This is a genomic window from Streptomyces sp. HUAS 15-9, from assembly GCF_025642155.1.
In the GTDB taxonomy this organism is placed as follows: domain Bacteria; phylum Actinomycetota; class Actinomycetes; order Streptomycetales; family Streptomycetaceae; genus Streptomyces.
This window is the reverse complement of record NZ_CP106798.1, coordinates 6,097,832-6,116,767: the sequence shown is the minus strand read 5'-3', so window position 1 is coordinate 6,116,767 and position 18,936 is coordinate 6,097,832. Positions and strand designations below refer to the sequence as shown.

Annotated in this window: 16 protein-coding genes, 1 pseudogene and 2 riboswitches; of the genes and pseudogenes, 7 read left to right on the top strand and 10 right to left on the bottom strand. The window is 69.5% G+C overall.

What is annotated here, in order from left to right:
- Window positions 1-95 precede the first annotated feature (95 nt).
- The 8 genes from N8I87_RS28340 to N8I87_RS28305 all read right to left on the bottom strand — a co-directional run bounded on the left by N8I87_RS28340 (window position 96) and on the right by N8I87_RS28305 (window position 9,237).
- Window positions 96-1,370: an ABC transporter ATP-binding protein gene (locus tag N8I87_RS28340; protein WP_263212991.1), complete on the bottom strand. Its 1,275-nt coding sequence runs from the start codon at window positions 1,368-1,370 to the stop codon at window positions 96-98.
- A 14-nt stretch (window positions 1,371-1,384) separates the two neighbouring features.
- Complete coding sequence (locus N8I87_RS28335) at window positions 1,385-2,479, bottom strand: ABC transporter ATP-binding protein (RefSeq protein WP_263212989.1); 1,095 nt, start codon at window positions 2,477-2,479, stop codon at window positions 1,385-1,387.
- Window positions 2,476-3,474 carry an ABC transporter permease gene (locus tag N8I87_RS28330; RefSeq protein WP_263212987.1) on the bottom strand — a complete coding sequence of 333 codons (999 nt, stop codon included), beginning with the start codon at window positions 3,472-3,474 and terminating at the stop codon, window positions 2,476-2,478. The genes N8I87_RS28335 and N8I87_RS28330 overlap by 4 nt, the downstream gene beginning before the upstream one ends.
- Window positions 3,475-3,616: 142 nt before the next feature.
- Window positions 3,617-5,416 carry an ABC transporter substrate-binding protein gene (locus tag N8I87_RS28325; RefSeq protein WP_263212986.1) on the bottom strand — a complete coding sequence of 600 codons (1,800 nt, stop codon included), beginning with the start codon at window positions 5,414-5,416 and terminating at the stop codon, window positions 3,617-3,619.
- 69 nt (window positions 5,417-5,485) lie between these two features.
- Entirely contained in the window at window positions 5,486-6,493 is a 1,008-nt protein-coding gene (locus N8I87_RS28320; RefSeq protein ID WP_263212983.1) for an ABC transporter permease, read from the bottom strand.
- Between the two features lie 325 nt (window positions 6,494-6,818).
- The gene (locus tag N8I87_RS28315) at window positions 6,819-7,571 is read right to left on the bottom strand and encodes an enhanced serine sensitivity protein SseB C-terminal domain-containing protein (RefSeq protein ID WP_263216712.1); all 753 of its coding nucleotides are present in this window, start codon (window positions 7,569-7,571) and stop codon (window positions 6,819-6,821) included.
- Between the two features lie 139 nt (window positions 7,572-7,710).
- Window positions 7,711-8,502, bottom strand: coding sequence for an enhanced serine sensitivity protein SseB (locus N8I87_RS28310; protein WP_263212981.1), 792 nt, complete (start codon window positions 8,500-8,502; stop codon window positions 7,711-7,713).
- 66 nt (window positions 8,503-8,568) lie between these two features.
- Window positions 8,569-9,237: an ATP-binding protein gene (locus N8I87_RS28305; protein WP_263212979.1), complete on the bottom strand. Its 669-nt coding sequence runs from the start codon at window positions 9,235-9,237 to the stop codon at window positions 8,569-8,571.
- A 176-nt stretch (window positions 9,238-9,413) separates the two neighbouring features.
- Window positions 9,414-9,510: riboswitch (glycine riboswitch) on the top strand.
- Window positions 9,511-9,625: riboswitch (glycine riboswitch) on the top strand. It begins immediately after the preceding riboswitch.
- 73 nt (window positions 9,626-9,698) lie between these two features.
- On the opposite strand from N8I87_RS28305, the gene gcvT reads away from it, so the two are divergent.
- The 7 genes and pseudogenes from gcvT (at window position 9,699) to N8I87_RS28270 (ending at window position 16,113) form a co-directional block, all read left to right on the top strand.
- Window positions 9,699-10,856 (top strand): glycine cleavage system aminomethyltransferase GcvT, encoded by a 1,158-nt coding sequence (gene gcvT / locus N8I87_RS28300; protein WP_263212977.1) that lies wholly within the window; start codon window positions 9,699-9,701, stop codon window positions 10,854-10,856.
- Window positions 10,857-10,978: 122 nt separating this feature from the next.
- Window positions 10,979-11,356, top strand: coding sequence for a glycine cleavage system protein GcvH (gene gcvH / locus N8I87_RS28295; protein ID WP_263212975.1), 378 nt, complete (start codon window positions 10,979-10,981; stop codon window positions 11,354-11,356).
- Window positions 11,357-11,370: 14 nt separating this feature from the next.
- Window positions 11,371-12,633 (top strand): serine hydroxymethyltransferase, encoded by a 1,263-nt coding sequence (glyA, locus tag N8I87_RS28290; protein WP_263212973.1) that lies wholly within the window; start codon window positions 11,371-11,373, stop codon window positions 12,631-12,633.
- Between the two features lie 99 nt (window positions 12,634-12,732).
- Window positions 12,733-14,100 (top strand): L-serine ammonia-lyase, encoded by a 1,368-nt coding sequence (locus N8I87_RS28285; RefSeq protein WP_263212969.1) that lies wholly within the window; start codon window positions 12,733-12,735, stop codon window positions 14,098-14,100.
- A gap of 302 nt (window positions 14,101-14,402) precedes the next feature.
- Window positions 14,403-14,531 (top strand): annotated as a pseudogene (locus tag N8I87_RS28280) (DNA-binding protein); the annotation flags it as partial.
- 196 nt (window positions 14,532-14,727) lie between these two features.
- Window positions 14,728-15,285, top strand: coding sequence for a glycoside hydrolase family 25 protein (locus tag N8I87_RS28275; RefSeq protein ID WP_263212966.1), 558 nt, complete (start codon window positions 14,728-14,730; stop codon window positions 15,283-15,285).
- Between the two features lie 150 nt (window positions 15,286-15,435).
- Complete coding sequence (locus N8I87_RS28270) at window positions 15,436-16,113, top strand: Crp/Fnr family transcriptional regulator (protein WP_263212963.1); 678 nt, start codon at window positions 15,436-15,438, stop codon at window positions 16,111-16,113.
- 3 nt (window positions 16,114-16,116) lie between these two features.
- Here the strand turns inward: N8I87_RS28270 and N8I87_RS28265 are convergent, their stop codons facing one another.
- Window positions 16,117-17,814 carry a hypothetical protein gene (locus N8I87_RS28265; RefSeq protein ID WP_263212960.1) on the bottom strand — a complete coding sequence of 566 codons (1,698 nt, stop codon included), beginning with the start codon at window positions 17,812-17,814 and terminating at the stop codon, window positions 16,117-16,119.
- Window positions 17,811-18,674, bottom strand: a complete 864-nt coding sequence (locus N8I87_RS28260) for a protein phosphatase 2C domain-containing protein (protein WP_263212959.1) — start codon at window positions 18,672-18,674, stop codon at window positions 17,811-17,813. Before N8I87_RS28260 ends, N8I87_RS28265 begins: the two co-directional genes overlap by 4 nt.
- Window positions 18,675-18,936: the final 262 nt, after the last annotated feature.

The following is an 18,936-nucleotide window of genomic DNA, read 5'->3' as shown; positions in this document are numbered from 1 at the left end:
GTCGTCCCTTTCGAGCGGTGTCTGTCAGTGGACGGACACGGTCGACTCTGCGCTCTCCCGTTCGGCATGTACATGACTTTGCCAGTTGTCATGCGTTACTTGTCGGTTGACTCCTGGGAGTTGTCAGCGGCGGACTCGCCGGCAGGCGCCTCGGCGGCGTCCTCGGACACGACGGTGTCCTTGGCCACGGCCGCGGGCTCGTCCCCGGTCTCCGGGGCCTCCGCCTCGGCGACCGCCGCCGCCACCGCGGTGGAGGTCTCCGCCGACTCCTCCAGGACCGCGTCCGGCACCAGTTCCGACGCCTCCTTGGCGGCGGTGATGAGGACCGTGTCCTGGGGGGCCTGGTCGGCGAAGTTCTCCGGGTGGTGGCAGGCGACCCGCTGACCGGGCTTCAGCTCGATGAGCTGCGGCTCGGTCGTCTTGCAGATCTCCGTCGCCTTCCAGCAGCGGGTGTGGAACCGGCAGCCGGAGGGAGGCGCGATGGGGGACGGCACATCGCCCTTGAGCAGGATGCGCTCGCTCTTCGCGGACCTCCGCTTCGGGTCCGGGATCGGCACGGCCGACATCAGCGCCTTGGTGTACGGGTGCATCGGCGCCTTGTACAGCGACTCCCGGTCCGCCAGCTCGACGATCTTGCCGAGGTACATCACCGCGATCCGGTCCGAGACGTGCCGGACGACCGAGAGGTCGTGCGCGATGATCACGTACGTCAGGCCGAGCTCCTCCTGGAGGTCGTCCATCAGGTTGACCACCTGCGCCTGGATCGACACGTCCAGCGCGGAGACCGGCTCGTCGGCGACCACCAGCTTGGGCTTCAGGGCCAGGGCACGGGCGATGCCGATGCGCTGGCGCTGACCGCCGGAGAACTCGTGCGGGTAGCGGTTGTAGTGCTCGGGGTTGAGACCGACCACCGACAGCAGTCGCTGGACCTCCTTCTTGATGCCGCCCTCGGGCTCGACGCCCTGCAGCCGGAAGGGGGCGCCGACGATCGTGCCGATCGTGTGGCGCGGGTTCAGCGACGAGTACGGGTCCTGGAAGATCATCTGCACATCGCGGCGCAGCGGGCGCATGCCCCCGACACCGAGGTGCGTGATGTCCTTGCCCTCGAACTCGACCTTGCCGGCGGTCGGTTCGAGCAGCCGGGTGATCAGCCGGCCCATCGTGGACTTGCCGCAGCCCGACTCGCCCACGACGCCCAGGGTCTCACCGGCCCGGACCTCGAAGTCGATGCCGTCGACCGCGTGCACCGCGCCGACCTGCCGCTGAAGCAGCCCCTTCTTGATGGGGAAGTGCTTCTGCAGGCCGGTGACCTTCAGCAGGACCTCGCCGTCGGCGCGGTCGGCGCCGTTGCTCTGCGCAGGAATCGTCACTGCTTTCTTGTCACTCACAGCTTCGGCGCAATCTCTTCGGTCCAGATACGCTCCCGCTGCTCCTTGCTCAAGTGGCAGGCGGCCCAGTGCTTGCTGCCGACCTCGGTCAGCTCGGGGCGGACCGTGCGGGTGACGTTGTCCTTCGGGATGTCCGCGTACGGGCAGCGGGGGTGGAAGGCGCAGCCGGACGGGATGTTGATGAGGGAGGGCGGGGAGCCCTTGACCGGGATCAGGCGGTCCTGCTGCTCACGGTCGAGGCGCGGCATCGAGCCGAGCAGGCCCCAGGTGTAGGGGTGCCGGGGCTCGTAGAACACCTTGTCCGCCGGTCCCCGCTCGACGCAGCGGCCGCCGTACATCACCAGGATGTCGTCGGCCAGCTCGGCGACGACGCCCAGGTCGTGGGTGATGATGATGACCGCGGAGCCGAACTCCTTCTGCAGATCACGGATCAGGTCGAGGATCTGCGCCTGGACGGTCACGTCCAGGGCGGTCGTCGGCTCGTCCGCGATGAGCAGCTCGGGGTTGTTGACCAGCGACATCGCGATCATCGCGCGCTGACGCATACCGCCGGAGAACTCGTGCGGGTAGTTGTCGACGCGCTTGTCGGGCTGCGGAATGCCCACCCGGTCGAGCATCTCGACCGCTCGCCTGCGCGCGGTCTTCTTGTCGACCTTGTGGTGGGTCCGGTACGCCTCCACGATCTGCTGGCCGATCGTGTAGTACGGGTGCAGGGCCGACAGCGGATCCTGGAAGATCATCGCCATCTCGCGGCCGCGCAGCTTGCGTACGTGGTCGGGGTCCGCGGACAGCAGCTCGGTGCCGTCCAGCCAGATCTCTCCGGATATCCGCGCCTTGCGCTTGCCGTACTGGCCGGCGGTGTGCAGGCCCATGATGCCGAGCGAGGTCACCGACTTGCCGGAGCCGGACTCGCCCACGATGCCGAGGGTCTTGCCCTTCTCCAGCGTGAAGTTGAGCCCGTCCACGGACTTGACCAGGCCGTCGTCGGTCGGGAAGTGCACCTTCAGGTCGCGCACTTCGAGGAAGGCGGTCGGGGTGTGCGCGGAGGTGGGCTCGCCCACGGCGGCTCCGGTCTTGCTGAGTTCGGTCATGACAGCCTCACGCGGGGGTCGATCACGGCGTACAGGATGTCCACCAGGAGGTTGGCGATGAGCACCGCGAGAGAAGTGATCAGGGTGACGCCCAGGATGATGGGCAGGTCCTGGTTCTTGATGGCGTTGAGCACCGCCTGGCCCAGACCGGGCAGACTGAACGTCGACTCCGTCAGGATGGCACCGCCGATGAGGGCGCCGAGGTCCATGCCGAGCATGGTCAGGATCGGCGTCATCGTGGAGCGCATCGCGTGCTTGCCGATGACGACCTGCTCCTTGAGGCCCTTCGCCCGCGCCGTGCGGATGTAGTCCTCGCCGAGGATCTCCATCATGGTGGCGCGCGTGATCCGGGCGTACATCGCCGCGTAGAGGAAGGCGAGGGTGATCCAGGGGAGGATCATGCCGCCGAACCAGCCGCCGAGGCTCTGGTCGAGGGGCACGTACTTCGCGTCGAGCCACTTCAGACCGAAGGCGAAGATCGCCAGGGAGAGCATGCCGGTGAAGTAGATGGGGAGCGAGACACCCGACAGCGCCACGAGCATCGCGCCGCGGTCCCAGAGGCTGCCCCGCTTGAGCGCGGAGAGCACACCCGCCGCGATACCGAAGACCAGCCACAGCACGGCGGCACCGAGCGCGAGACCCAGGGTCACCGGGAAGCGGTCGGTCAGCACCGGCCAGACGGCCTGCTCGCTGCGGAAGGAGTAGCCGAAGCACGGCGCGGCACAGTGGGTGACGTCACCGCCGGCCGCGTAGGTGCGGCCCGCGAAGATGCCCTTGAAGAAGTGCCAGACCTGGGTGTAGATCGGGTCGCCGAGTCCCAGCTTCACGCGCACGGCTTCGACGGCGGCCGGGTCGGCCTGCTTGCCCACGAAGCTCGAGGCGATGTCCACCCCTGCCCACTTGGGGATGAGGAAGAAGATGCCGAAGACCACCATGACGATGACCACGAGCATCACTGCGGCGGCGAACAGCCGCCTGATGAGGTAAGCGAGCACAGCTCTCGGCCCGCCGCGGACCGCGGGCCACCTACGGTCTCCCCCACTGCCTTATGGGCGTGGGAGGTACCCCCAGGTGGCCCGCGATCACACGTCGCCGGCCTTCACCTGCCTTTCGTGCCGTTCGGCGGGTGTGCCGGGTTTACTTCGCTGACTTCAGGCCGAGGTTGACGAAGTCGTACGTACCGCTGTAGCCGTCGGTGGTGTACACGTTCGCCAGGTTGTCCCCGCGCCAGTTGATGAACTTCTCGAAGACGAAGGGCAGGTAGTACGCGCCCTCCATGACCTTGTGGTTGATCTCCGTGGAGATCTTGGTCTTGCCCGCGTCGTCCAGCGTGGTGGTGTACTGGTCGAACAGGCCGTCGATCGTCTTGTCCTTGATCAGCGCGTAGTTGGAGTTACCGCTGTCCAGGATGTACTTGCTGTCCCACAGCGGCAGACCGAAGCCCTGGACGGACGGGAAGTCCGGACCCCAGCCCATGATGATGATGCCGTAGTTCTTCTTCTTCACGTTGGCGGGGCTGCCGATGATGCCGGTGGTCTGCGAACCGTCGTACTGGTCGATCTCGGCGGTGATGCCGATCTTCTTCAGCGACGCCTGCAGGGACTGGGCGGTGGCCACCTCGACCGGCTTGTTGTTGCGGACGGCGATGGTGGTCTTGAAGCCGTTCGGCTTGCCGCAGGCCTTCAGCGCGGCCTTGGCGTCGGCCTCGTTGCCGCTCTTGTTGGCGCCGGCCAGCTTGTACGGGTCGTACTTCTGGCCCTCGGCGCCCGCGACGGACGGCGGGAGCATGTTGGTGCCGATGTCGCCACCGGCGATCGGGCCACCACGGGCGGTCTGCAGCGACACGTGGTCGGCGCCCAGGATGACGGCCTTGCGGCACTCGATGTTGTCGAACGGCTTCACGCTCTGCGGGAAGACCGCGTAGCGGATGTAGCCGGAGACCGGGTTGTCCAGGTTGGCCTTGTGCTCCTTCAGGGCGGTCGTGCGGCCCTGCGGCGACATGCCGGTCTGGTTGATGTCCAGGTCCAGGTCACCGTTGATCAGACGCTGGTCCAGCTGGTTGGCGTCCGAGAAGAACTGGACGGTGATCTTGTCCGGGTAGGCCTTGCGGATCGGGTCCGAGGCCTGGCTCCACTTGTCGTTGCGGACCAGGGTGAGGTCCTTGCCCGGGCTGTACGAGGCGAACTTGTACGGGCCGGAGGAGAACGGGTGCAGACCGTACTTGGACTTGGTGTCCATGTCCTGGCGGACCGGGGACGCCGAGACCAGGGCCAGCATCTCCTCGAAGTCCGAGTTGGCCTTCGGGAGGTGGAAGACGATGGTCTTGTCGTCCGGCGTGTCGATCGCCTTCAGACCCAGCTTGTCCTTGGCGGAGTCCTTGTACGGGCCCTTGTACGCGCCCTTGGGGTCGAGGACGTCCTTCAGGTACACCGGACCACCGGACAGCACGTCCTGCGCCCACACGCGCTCGATGCCGTACTTGATGTCCTTGGACGTGATCGGCTTGCCGTCTTCCCAGGTGACGCCGTCACGCAGGGTGTACGTGTAGGTCTTGCCCTTGTCGGTGACCTTGGCGAGACCGGTGGCGAGGTCCGGGGTCAGCGTGGCGCCGTCCTTGCCGGGCTCGGTCTTGTTCGTGACGAGCTGACGGCTGTAGTAGCGCGCGAAGTTCCACATGAAGCCGTAGTAGCCACGCGTGGTGTCCCACGAGTCGGCGTCCTGGGCACCACCGAACCGCAGCGTGCCGCCCTTCTTGGCGAGGTCGGCCTGGGCAACCTTGTTGTTGGCCGCGTCGAAACCGGCTGCGCCCGTCTTCGAGCCCTTGTCGCCGTCATCGCTGTTGCCGCCGCCGCACGCTGCCGTGGTCATCAGCGCGGCGACCGCGACAGCAGCGGCCAACGCCTGCTTCCGCCGCCCTGAGGTGCGTTGGGTAGTCACGATCTCGGATCCTCCGGATTTGATGAGAGACCCCGTGGCAGTGCCACGGGACGCTTGGGGTAAGGCGGTTCAGCGGGAGCCCTTCGGGTCCAGCGCGTCCCGCACGCCGTCGCCGAAGAGGTTGAAGGCAAGAACGGTCACGAAGATCGCCACGCCCGGAACCACCATGTACATGGGGTCCGACTCGTAGTAGTCGATCGCGCTCGAGAGCATCTGCCCCCAGGAGGCGGTAGGCGGCTTGACGCCTACGCCAAGGAAGCTGAGTGCCGCCTCGGTGAGGATGTTGGTCGGGATCATCATCGTCGTGTACACGACGATGGGCGCGACGAGGTTGGGCAGCAGTTCCTTGAAGAGGATGTAGAAGCGGCCGGCGCCCAGCGACCGGGCGGCCTCGACGTACTCGCGCTCACGCAGCGAGAGGGTCTGTCCTCGCACCACGCGCCCGATGTACGGCCAGCCGAAGAACCCGATGACCAGGATCATCACGAACACCCGCACGCTGGAGCCGGTCAGGCCGAGCATGTCGTTCGGCATGACGGAGACCAGGGCGATGGTGAACAGGAGCTGCGGGAAGGCCAGCAGACCGTCCATGACGCGGCTGATGAGGGAGTCCACCCAGCCGCCGAAGAAGCCGGCCAGGATGCCCAGCACGGTGCCGAGAACGACGGCGACCATGGCGGACAGGAAGCCGACCAGGAGCGAGACCTGAGCACCGTAGAGGATGCGGGCGAAGATGTCGCGGCCGTTGACCGGCTCGACACCCAGCAGATGGTCTCCGCTGATGCCGCCCAGCGACCCCTTCGGGGTGCCGAACAGCGGGTCGATCAGGCCCTCGTGGTAGGCGTCCGGGTCCTGCCCGAGCAGGTTGGTGATCACCGGCGCGAGCAGGGCGAGCGCGATGAGGGCAAGCACGACCACGCCACCCGTGAGGGCGAGTTTGTCCCGCTTGAGGCGCTCCCAGGCGATCCGGCCCAGGGAACGTCCCTGTACGGCCTTTTCACCGACAGCGGCAGCCGCCGCTTCTTCGGCCGCGCTCGGGGCCGCTTCCGCAGTCGGCTCGTGCAATGGTGCCGTCATCTGGCAGGGACCCCTCTCAACCGGCGGTAGCCGGCCCGCACTTGCCGCTGGTAGCGGCCTCATTCAGTCCGTCGTACACAGGGGCGAACCCCTTGAAGTGGGAGTCTTCAACGCTTCGCCGATCAGTTGCCAGACTTGACAGTGAATGGATGCGCAACCGTGATGCAGGCTGTGGTTACCCGTTATGCGGACGGGAAGTTGCGGGGGGCGGACACCGCCAAACCGCCTATGGATGAACAAAAGCCGAAAATTCACCCAAATCTACGCGCGAAGATCTCTCCAAAGCGACAAACCCGGACATACATGCTGAAGTTGGCCGCGGGGCTCAGTACGCTCCGCTCTGTGGCAGCTGGGCCCAGTAGCCCCCGCCTGCGGCGGGAGCCGCGTGTGCCTCGCGGTCGTAGAACGGGCGGGCGCCCGCTCGCATCCACATCACGACCGGGTCGTACTCGTCCGTCATCGCCACCGTCGACACCGGCAGCCCGTCCGGTACCGCGCCGACGGACTGCTGCATCATCGCCCGCACCGAGTCGACCGCGGGCGGGGAGGTGTCGTACACGTCCAGGCCGATGGCCAGGTACGGCGCCCCCAGCGCCGGCTGCACCCAGGCCCGGCGCAGCGAGCGGACCGCGGGGGTGCGGTGGGCGTTCTGCGCGAGCAGGGCGTAGAACTGGGGGATCTCGATGGCCGGTTCGGTCAGCCGCAGCGGGCCCGCGGGCTGGCGGTCCAGGCCCGTGGCGATGCGGCGCAGGTCGAGCCAGGGGATGCCCACGCCGCCGCCGGGCGCGTGCGGGTTCAGCCAGAGGCCGTACTGGTCGGGGTAGAGCGTGCGGGCCACGTCGAGGCCGTCGACGACCTCGTACGATCTGTTCCAGCCGCTGGCCGACAGCTCCTGGGCGGAGGTGACGCAGGGGGCGTAGCCGTACCCGTCGACCTCCATGTTTCCGTACTGGGCGTCCGGTGAGCCGCCCTGGCCGTGCCACAGGAGCATCCACACCTGGCCGGAGGACGGGGTCGCGAGTGCGCGCAGCAGCGCCTCGTAGGCGTCGTAACGCCCGGGCGTGACTTGCCGCAGCATGTGCTCGACCTGTCCGGTCGCGGTGCCGCTGCCGCTCGCGCTCACCTGGTTTACCGCCTCTTCGAGAAGTTGCCCCGCGTATGGAAACAGCTTAAGCGCCCAATGGCTCGAGACCCGGTGCGCGTCGGGGAAGCGCGCTTCAGTGGCCGTGCTGATAGAAGGGGCGGACGTTCGCCCTCATCCAGTGGCCCACCGGGTCCTCCGCCACGTCGAGCAGTACGAGGTTGACCGGCCAGCGCACCGGGACCTTTCCCAGGGCCTTGCCCAGGGCTTCCAGGGGGAGGGCTCGCAGGTCGCCCTCCCACTGGGACAGTTCGACGCCCACGAACATCACCGGGTCCGCGGTCTCGATCGCGGCCAGGCAGCGGCGGGCCGTGGCGACCACGCCCGCCGCGGCGAACTCCGCCGAGGCCGCGGTGAGGAAGTCGACCGGGTCGTCCTGCCAGTCGGGTTCGAAGAGGCGGACGCGGCCGCCGGTCGAGGGTCCGTCGAGTGCGGTGCGCCCGGCCCGGCACAGCTCGGCGACCGCGGCCGGCGGGAGCGGGACGCCGACCACGCCGTCCGGGTTGACGGCGAGGCCGACCTGCGGGGGCAGACCGCGGGCGAACTCCACGGCGGGCGCGATGGTGTACGACATGTGGGAGCCGACGACCTGGCGGAACTGCTCCTCGGAGCTGAACACCGGGACGTACACCTGGCCCTCTATCTCCAGCGTGGGCAGATCGAGGGGACCGCTGTCCGGGCCGCCGCCGTTGGGCAGCGGAATCCATACGAAGGCGCGGCTCAGGACCTCGACGATCCGGGCGCCGGCCGACGGCACGCCGAGGGACGCCGACAGCACCTCCTCCAGCTCGTTGCCGGGCCATCCGCCGTGCGGATGGGGGTGCGCCTGTGCCGGGAAGTCCGTGGGGAAGTCCGCCGGGAAGTCCATCTGCCTACCGCCTGCTGGGAACCACTGGTATGGCTCGAAAGGCTAGCGGGTTCCGGTGACCCGGTTTCACCCCGCGAAGCCGATCCGGTGCAGGACGTCCGCCGCCGCCCGGTCCAGCAGCACCGCCGAGCCGCAGCCCGGGGGCAGCTCGCCCCGTTCCACCGTGCGCAGGAGGCGGGCGGCGGCCCCGCGGTGGCGCAGGAAGGCGTAGCGGGAGACGCCGCGGCCGCGCTCGCGCTGGCCCTCCAGCGCGGTGCCCGGGGTGACGTCGAGCAGCAGCAGGTGCAGGGTGCCGCCGCGGCGGCGGGCCTCGCGGGCCAGCCAGTCGCGCACCCAGGTCTGGGCGCCGCAGTCGTGCACGACGACCCCCTCGCCGGAGCGCAGGGCGCGGCGCAGCCCTGCGTAATGAGCGAGGCGGACCAGGGGGCGGTAGAGCGCGTACGGCAGGAGGCGGGGCATGCGGGCGTCCCAGCGGTCGCGGGTGTCCTGGGAGTCGATGCGCGCGCCGCGGACCGCGCGCCGCATCAGGGTGGACTTGCCGCTGCCCGGCAGGCCGGTGATCACGACCAGGTCGCGGGGGCCGAAGAGCAGGCCGTGCGGGCTGTGCCCCGCACGGTCGCGCAGATCGCGGACGACCGGTGCCGGGTGCTCGTCGCAGCGTCCACGGGCCTGGGCCGCGGGCCGCTTCGGCAGTGCCATGCCCGTGGTCGTGGCGTACGCCGTGGTCCTGTTCACCGTGATCGTCCTCCCCTTGGGCTCGGAGACCGCCTGCCCGTCGAGTGTAAAGAGAAGGTAATGCCTGGTGTCTCGCGTTTTCGTGCGCGTACTGCCACAGCCCGGTTACAGAAGCCGACCTGCCGCACGCGGGCGAGGCGTGCAATGATGTGGCCGCCAACTGCATACCGGCCGTTTGAATCCGCGCGGGAGAGTCCTCGGCAACACTGCCGGGGCGCCGAAGGAGCAAGTCCCTCCCTTGAATCTCTCAGGCACCGTTACCGCGCGGGCGAGGCACATCTGAAAAGCGGGCCGCCGTGAGGTGGCCCCACCCAAGGTGCAAGTCCTGGTCGTCCCGACAGGGGTGGTCATGGCGAACCTCTCAGGTTCCGATGACAGATGGGGAGGAACGACCTCGCCCTCCCCCACGCTCGAATTCGGCTCGCGCGGGGGACCCCATCGCCTTGGGAGACGACCGACCGATGAGCAGTACCGAACTCCGTCATACCGCGCTCGATGCGCTGCATCGCTCGCTCGGTGCGACCATGACCGACTTCGCCGGCTGGGACATGCCGCTGCGTTACGGCTCGGAGCGCGACGAGCACATCGCCGTGCGCACGAAGGCCGGCCTCTTCGACCTCTCGCACATGGGCGAGATCACGGTGACCGGCGCGGAGGCGGCGAAGTTCCTGAACTTCGCGCTCGTCGGCAACATCGGCTCCGTCGGGGTGGGCCGTGCCCGCTACACCATGATCTGCCAGGCCGACGGCGGCATCCTGGACGACCTGATCGTCTACCGGCTGGCCGAGACCGAGTACATGGTCGTGGCCAACGCCTCCAACGCTCAGGTGGTCCTGGACGCGCTGCTGGAACGTTCGTCCGGCTTCGACGCCGAGGTTCGCGACGACCGCGACGCGTACGCCCTGATCGCCGTCCAGGGCCCCGAGTCCCCCGGCATCCTGAAGTCCCTCTCCCCCAAGCACTCGACTCCGCTCGTGCAGGGAGGTGCCCCCATCGCCGACCTGGACGGCCTGAAGTACTACGCGGGCCTGCCCGGCACCGTCGCCGGTGTCCCCGCGCTGATCGCCCGCACCGGCTACACCGGCGAGGACGGCTTCGAGCTGTTCGTGAAGCCGGAGCACGCCGTCGAGCTGTGGCAGGCGCTGACCAAGGCCGGCGAGGGCGTCGGTCTGGTCCCCTGTGGCCTGTCCTGCCGTGACACGCTCCGCCTGGAGGCGGGCATGCCGCTGTACGGGCACGAGCTGACGGCCTCCCTCACTCCCTTCGACGCCGGACTCGGCCGGGTGGTGAAGTTCGAGAAGGAGGGCGACTTCGTGGGGCGCGAGGCCCTCACCGAGGCCGCCGCCCGCGCCGAGCAGAACCCGCCGCGCGTCCTGGTCGGCCTGGTCGCCGAGGGGCGTCGGGTCCCCCGTGCGGGGTACGCGGTCGTCGCCGGCGGCGCGGTGATCGGCGAGGTCACCTCGGGTGCCCCCTCCCCGACGCTGGGCAAGCCCGTCGCGATGGCCTACGTCGACGCGGCGCACTCGGCGCCCGGTACGGCGGGCGTCGGCGTGGACATCCGCGGCAGCCATGAACCGTACGAGGTCGTGGCACTGCCCTTCTACAAGCGCCATAAGTAGAGACTGATCACCGGGGCCCTCACCCCGCCCGTTTGTGATGCCGGGCACATCACCCTGCTCACCTGCGGTTTCAGTACTCCCCCAGTCATCAGCACATCCCCGCGTACAGGAGAATTCAGGCCATGAGCAACCCCCAGCAGCTGCGCTACAGCAAGGAGCACGAGTGGCTGTCGGGCGCCGAGGACGGCGTCTCGACGGTCGGCATCACCGAGTTCGCGGCCAACGCGCTCGGCGATGTCGTCTACGCCCAGCTCCCCGAGGTCGGCTCCACGGTCACCGCGGGCGAGTCCTGCGGCGAGCTGGAGTCCACGAAGTCGGTCTCCGACCTGTACTCGCCGGTCACGGGTGAGGTCACCGAGATCAACGAGGACGTCGTCAACGACCCCTCCCTGGTGAACTCGGCCCCCTTCGAGGGCGGCTGGCTGTTCAAGGTGCGCGTCGCGGACGAGCCGGCCGACCTGCTCTCCGCCGACGAGTACGCCGCCCACACCGCCGGCTGAGGAGTCGTAGACGTATGTCCGTCCTGAACACGCCCCTGCACGAGCTCGACCCGGACGTGGCCGCCGCGGTCGACGCCGAGCTGCTGCGCCAGCAGTCCACCCTCGAGATGATCGCCTCGGAGAACTTCGCTCCGGCCGCGGTCATGGAGGCCCAAGGCTCGGTCCTCACCAACAAGTACGCCGAGGGCTACCCGGGCCGCCGCTACTACGGCGGCTGCGAGCACGTCGACGTCGCCGAGCAGATCGCCATCGACCGGGTCAAGGAACTGTTCGGCGCCGAGTACGCCAATGTGCAGCCGCACTCGGGCGCCTCGGCCAACCAGGCCGCGCTCTTCGCGCTGGCCCAGCCCGGCGACACCATCCTCGGTCTGGACCTGGCCCACGGCGGCCACCTGACCCACGGGATGCGGCTGAACTTCTCCGGCAAGCAGTTCAATGTGGTCGCCTACCACGTGGACGAGGCCGGCCTGGTCGACATGGCCGAGGTCGAGCGGCTCGCCAAGGAGCACCGTCCGAAGGTGATCATCGCGGGCTGGTCGGCGTACCCGCGGCAGCTGGACTTCACCGAGTTCCGCCGGATCGCCGACGAGGTCGAGGCGTATCTGTGGGTCGACATGGCGCACTTCGCCGGTCTGGTCGCGGCGGGTCTGCACCCGAACCCGGTCGAGTACGCCGATGTCGTCACCTCCACCACCCACAAGACGCTGGGCGGCCCGCGTGGCGGCATCATCCTCGCGAAGAAGGACTTCGCGAAGAAGCTGAACTCCTCCGTCTTCCCGGGCTTCCAGGGCGGTCCCCTGGAGCACGTGATCGCGGCCAAGGCGGTCTCCTTCAAGGTCGCCGCCTCGGAGGACTTCAAGGAGCGCCAGCGCCGTACGGTCGAGGGCGCGCGGATCCTCGCCGAGCGGCTCACCGCGGCCGACGCCCGCGAGGCCGGGGTGAACGTCCTGACCGGCGGCACCGATGTGCACCTGATCCTGGTCGACCTGCGCGAGTCCGAGCTGGACGGCCAGCAGGCCGAGGACCGCCTCCACGAGGTCGGCATCACGGTCAACCGGAACGCGGTCCCGAACGACCCGCGTCCGCCCATGGTGACCTCCGGTCTGCGGATCGGTACGCCGGCCCTGGCGACCCGCGGCTTCGCGGCCGAGGACTTCGCCGAGGTCGCGGATGTGATCGCGCAGGCGCTGAAGCCGTCCTACGACGCGGAGGCCCTCAAGGCCCGGGTCAAGGCCCTGGCCGACAAGCACCCGCTGTACCCGGGGCTCTCCAAGTAGTTCACCCCGGCGCGGGCACCGCGCACACTGGAAGCGCACGTTTCTTCCGTGGGCGCGGTGCCCCACCCCTTCGCACCACCCCCGTACTGAGGAGTCACCGTGGCCATCTCGGTCTTCGACCTGTTCTCGATCGGCATAGGCCCGTCCAGCTCCCACACGGTGGGACCGATGCGCGCGGCCCGCATGTTCGCCCGCCGACTGCGCAATGAGGGTGTGCTGGAGTCGGTCGCCTCCATACGCTCCGAGCTGTACGGCTCCCTCGGCGCCACGGGCCACGGCCACGGCACGCCCAAGGCGGTGCTGCTGGGCCTGGAGGGCGAGTCCCCGCGGACGGTGAACGTGGAGACGGCGGACGAGCGGGTCGCGGAGATCAAATCGGGCGGCCGGATCCGTCTCCTCGGCGAGCACGAGATCGCGTTCTCCTTCGACGACGACCTGAAGCTGCACCGCCGCAAGGCGCTGCCGTACCACGCGAACGGCATGACCCTGTGGGCGTACGACGCCGAGGGCACGGAGCTGCTCTCGAAGACGTACTACTCGGTGGGCGGCGGCTTCGTCGTCGACGAGGAAGCGGTCGGCGCCGACCGGATCAAGCTCGACGACACGGTCCTGAAGTACCCCTTCCGCACGGGCGACGAGCTGCTGCGCCTGACGAAGGAGACGGGTCTGTCGATCTCCGCGCTGATGCTGGAGAACGAGCGGGCCTGGCGCACCGAGGAGGAGATCCACGAGGGCCTGCTGGAGATCTGGCGCGTGATGCGGGCGTGCGTGTCCCGCGGTATGACCCGCGAGGGCATCCTGCCGGGCGGGCTGCGGGTCAAGCGCCGGGCGGCGGTCACCGCCCGCCAGCTGCGCGCCGAGGGCGACCCGCTGGCCCACGCGATGGAGTGGATCACGCTCTACGCGATGGCGGTGAACGAGGAGAACGCGGCGGGCGGACGTGTGGTGACCGCCCCCACCAACGGCGCGGCGGGCATCATCCCCGCGGTGCTGCACTACTACATCAACTTCGTCCCCGGCGCCGACGAGGACGGCGTGGTCCGCTTCCTCCTGGCCGCCGGCGCCATCGGCATGCTCTTCAAGGAGAACGCCTCGATCTCCGGCGCCGAGGTCGGCTGCCAGGGCGAGGTCGGCTCCGCGTGCTCGATGGCCGCGGGTGCCCTCGCCGAGGTCCTCGGCGGCAGCCCCGAGCAGGTCGAGAACGCGGCCGAGATCGGCATGGAGCACAACCTCGGCCTGACCTGCGACCCGGTCGGCGGCCTCGTCCAGATCCCGTGCATCGAGCGCAACGGCATGGCCGCGGTCAAGGCGGTCACGGCCGCCCGCATGGCCATGCGCGGCGACGGCTCCCACAAGGTGTCCCTGGACAAGGTCATCAAGACCATGAAGGACACCGGCGCGGACATGTCCGTGAAGTACAAGGAGACGGCGCGGGGCGGGCTGGCCGTGAACATCATCGAGTGCTAGGGAAGTAGGCCCTGACCAGCGCGTTCGTGTCACCCCACCTCAATAACAAGAGTTCTGAAATCGCTGCATGACCACGTCCTCGGCTCCCGGCGAAGGCCCGTCCGGCCTGTCTCCGTCTCTCTCCATGAAGGCACGATCGCGGCTCACAGGGCGCGTACGGGCAAGCGCGGCATGTCCGCCTGCGTCGAAGCCCTCATCCAGCGCCAGTTGGAGCGCGAACGACTGCGCGAACTCATCGAAGACGCGGAAGCCGAACACGGCCCGGTGGGCCAGGTAGCGGTCGAGACCAAGCGGGGCATCCTGCGTACGCCCTCGACGCCATCGTGGCAGCAACCGCACTCGCCTCACCCGCCCCCGTAAGCGTCCTGATGTCGGCCCCCGAGGACCTCCTCATGCTGTGCGGCCGCGGCATCCGCGTCGTCAAGGTCTGAGTATGTAGGCCGCGTCTCAACGGAACGCGGGTATCCCCGGTCAACGGCGAACGTGCCGGACAGGACTACAGCCTGACATCGGTGAGCATGGACAGCTTTGCTGACAATCCAGGCGCGCGAACGGATCACTCGTGCAAAGGTGGGACTGACAACACATCAGCTCCTGTCACCCCACTGGCACTTCAGGGAGTTCCGCATGTTGCACGGCATCGACGTGAGCGCGTTCCAGTCCTCCTCGTACGGCACGGACGGCCTCTCCTTCGCCTTCATCAAGGCGACGGAGGGGCGTTCGTACATCAACCCCAGGCTCACCGCCCAGACCAAGACCGCCCGTGACGCCGGACTGGTCGTCGGCTTCTACCACTTCCTGTGGCCCGGCCATCTCACCGCGCAGGCCGAGCACTTCGTCCGGCACGCCCCCGAGCGCGCGGGCGACATCCTCGCCGTCGACTGGGAGACGACGAGCGACGGAACGCACGCGAGCAACGCGGAGAAGGACCTGTTCATCCGGAAGGTCAAGGAACTGAGGCCGCACAACAAGGTCGTGCTGTACGCCAACCGGAACTACTGGCTGGATGTCGACGTCACCTCGTACGCAGGTGACGGCCTGTGGATCGCCGACTACGTCAGCGCGGGCAAGCCCCGCATCAAGGCCAAGTGGCTCTTCCACCAGTACACCAGCGAGCCGCACGACAAGGACGTCGCCGCGTTCGAGAGCAGGGCCGCGCTCCGGGAGTGGGCGGGCGACGACTGATCGGGCCACACTGGTGCGGTCCCGGTACGGTGGCCCGACGACGGGAGGACGGGGCATGGCGAGGACGGGTTCGATACGGGTCGGGCGGCGGTGGGCGCGGTGGGCGTCCGCACTTGGGTCCCTGGCCGTACGGCCGTTGGGCTGACCGCCGTGGGTCTTCGCCCCGCCCCCTTCTGGGAGGCGCTCGACGCCGATGACCGGGCCGCGGTGCTCCGGGCGGCGACCCGGGTCGTGGTGGCGGCCGAGCGGCAGTTCCTGACGCAGGGCGAGGACTCGGACCATCTGGTCGTGCTGGTGCGCGGCTGGGTCAAGGTGATCGCCCAGTCGCACGCCGGGTATCGGGCCCTGCTCGCGCTGCGCGGTCCCGGCGAACTCCTGGGCGAACAGGCCTCGGTGGAGAGCGGGCGGCGCTCGGCCTCGCTCGTCACGGCGACCCCGGCCGAACTGCTGCAGCTGCCCGCCACCCGCTTCCACGTCCTCGCCCGCGCCCGGCCGGGCATCGCCGCCTCCCTGGAACAGACCCTGTCGCGGCGGCTGCGCGAGGCCGATCTCCAGCGCGTCGGCATCACCGAGCCGGTGCCCGCCCGGCTCGCCGCGCTCCTGCTCGACCTCGTGGAGCGGTGCGGCATGCCGGAGCCGGACGGCACCGGCCGCCGTCTCGCCCTCGCCCTGTCCCAGGACGACCTGGCCGGCCTGCTGCTGACCTCCCGGCGCACGGTGAGCCGTGTGCTGGAGCAATGGCGAGGCAGAGGATGGGTGGTGACGGGGCGTCAGTACCTGTCGATCCGGGCGGTGGATCAGCTGAAGGCGCAGGCCTTCGGCGGGTGAGGGTCAGCAGGAGGTGTAACTCACCCCGTCCCTGGGCGCCTTGTAGATCCGGTAGCCGCTCGAGTCGGTCAGCTGGTAGGTGATCGTCCACTGGTCGCAGGTGTCGGACGGGCTGGAGGCGGGGCCGTATCCGGCGTCCTGGTGGCTGGTGAAGTTCAGGGTGGCCAGCGTGTAGGTGCCGTCCGAGGACAGGTCGCTCAGGACGAAGTCGCTGTCCTGGGTGGTGGACATGACGTCCTTCCACTGGTTCCGGGCCGACGTGGAGCCGAGGTTCACCACCGAGGTGCTGGGATCGTAGTGGTCCAGGGCCGTGTCGTAGTCGTGCTTGTTGATCGCGCCGAAGAAGCGGGCGAACATGGTGGCCACGTCCTCGGCCTCGGGGTCGTCCGCGACCTGGGAGTAGTCGACGGTGGCTCCGGGGGCCACGGCCCGGTCGGACGGGGTGTCCTCGCCGGAGTCCGGGGTGTTGACGCCGTCGTCCGAGTCACCGCTGGTGTGCACGTCATCGGTGGCCGTCGCCGAGGGCCCGCCCGGGGATGCCGACGCCGAGGCGTCCGTGGAGTCCATGTGGGTCGCCGCGTAGCCGACGAGGCCGCCCACCAGGACCGCGCCCAGCAGCCAGCCGGCCACCCTGTTGCCCATCGAGCCGCTCTGGGCCGGGCGGCGGGGCTGGGGCTGGGTGGGGAAGGTGAACCCCTGGGGAGGGGACACCGGCTGCGGCTGCGGCTGGGGCTGGGGCCGGTAGGGGCCCGCGGGCGTCGGGGTCGGGGCCGGCGGCTGCGTGGTGTGCGCCGTGGCGCGCCGGGTCCGCTTGACACGGTTGTGCACCAGTTCCAGCGCGGTCAGCCAGTCGGACATCGGCGGCCGTCGCTGCGGATCGCGGCTCTGGGCGAGGCTGGCGAGCTGGGCGAGCTCGGTGGACACGGCCCGCAGCGGGCCGAGGTCGGGACTGTGCTGGTCCCGGTTGAAGACCCGTGCGGCGAGCAGACCGAACTTCCACGAGTCTGAGGCGACCGTGGCCTTCTCCGGCTCCGGCGCCTCCCAGCCGGTGGTCTCCACCTGCTGAAGCACGTCCTTGCCGGTGTAGCGCATGGAGTCGCAGTCGATGAACCGGCAGCGGGCCTGGCCCCGCAGGGTGAACAGGACGTTCTTCGGCGAGAGGTCGCCCACCATCACCCCGCGCCGGTGCAGCCAGTCGAGGGTGCGGGCCAGATCGAGCAGGAGTTCCACGCGGTGCGCGTCGTCGACGAACAGGCCGACCCGGGTCATGTAGGCGTCCGAGTTGAGCAGGAACTCCAGCGCCTGCAGCTTCACCTCGCCGCTCGGCATGCGCAGCTCGTAGTCCTGGGTGACGCGCCGCATGAGGAAGCCGACGACCCTGCTGCGCGGGTTCCGTGACGGGCGGGGGTCCGTCGGGGTGTCGCCCAGGTAGACCAGGGCGAGCGGCCAGGTCAGCCGCTCGTCCAGGAAGGCACGGTCGGCCGGGGACAGCAGCTGGCGGAAGCACACCATGTCGTACAGGACGTCGCTGTCGTACGCCTCCGTCGGCCGGTACTCCTTGTACGCCAGATACTCGCCCGCGAACTTGCCCGGCGGGTCGGGCACCCCGTACACGATGCCCTGCCCGCCGTCGCCCAGCTGGTGCCCGGTGTAGGTGCCCAGCTTGTCCGGCAGTACCCAGGGCACCGTGACCGCGCTCATCGCGGACCCCCCGCCGCGCCCCCGCGCGGCCACAGGGCCACCAGCGTGCGGTCGTCGTCAAAGGTCTCCCGGTAGAAGTCGAGCAGATGGGCGAAGCCCAACGGCGGTACCGGGCGCTCCAGTTCACGGCAGAGCAGCTGGGCCACCACGCCCCGCCCGTCGCCGACCGGGTCACCGAATCCGTCCGTGCCGATCAGCAGCACACAGGGCGGCTCCAGGACGTACTCGAACGGGACGACCTCGGCGGGAACGTACGGCAGGGGCCGTACGGCGGAGGAGACCAGGCCGTCCGCGCCGACCGTCTTGCCGCCCTGGAGCGGATACAGCGCCCCGTTCTTGATCAGCCACACCCCGGAGTCGCCGACCGACACCAGCGCCACGCGTACCCCCGCCGGCGTGGGCGTGGCCGCCCCGGCGACCAGCGTGGTGGCCAGCAGGTCGGCCGTCTCGTCGACGGTGGCGTCCTCCTGGTGCAGCAGCCGGCGGGCCTGCACCCGCAGCTGCCAGTGGACGGTGCTCAGCAGCTTGGGCCAGTCGGTGACGAACCCGCCACTCGCGCGCACCTGCCCGAGCATCTCGTCGACCGCGCTGCGGCAGGCGAGCTGGGAGCCGATGTGCGGCTGGCGGGCGTCGGAGACACCGTCGGCGACGGCGAACACCACGGTGCGCGTGTGCTCGTCCCAGGCCGCGGCCGCGTCGTCCTCCCGCGGCCGGCCCTCGGCCCGGTGGGCATAGCCGCGCACCGAGGCGAGCCGCAGGTCGAGCGCCTCGGTGGACCAGCCGTCGCAGACGGTGTCGGGGCGGTACGACAGGGCTCCGATCGGCGGTCTCGGGTCGAACTCGGGAACGGCGCCGTCCACGCTGATCGTCTGCCATCCCTCGGCGAAAGCGTCGGACCGGGTGGCGGAAGCCGGTGCCGGGTCGGGGGGCGGGGGCGGCTGGGCGGGCCGGCCGACGGGCGGCCAGGGCCGCCCACCGGCCAGTCGTGGCCGTAGGAGCCCGCCGGATCCGGCCGGTCGTAGGGCTCGGCCGGTTGCTGCGGGTACAGGTCGGGCGCGGGCCGGGGAGGCGGCGGCACGGGCCGCTGCCCCTCCCGGTCGTCGTCGGGGTGCCGGTTGGGAA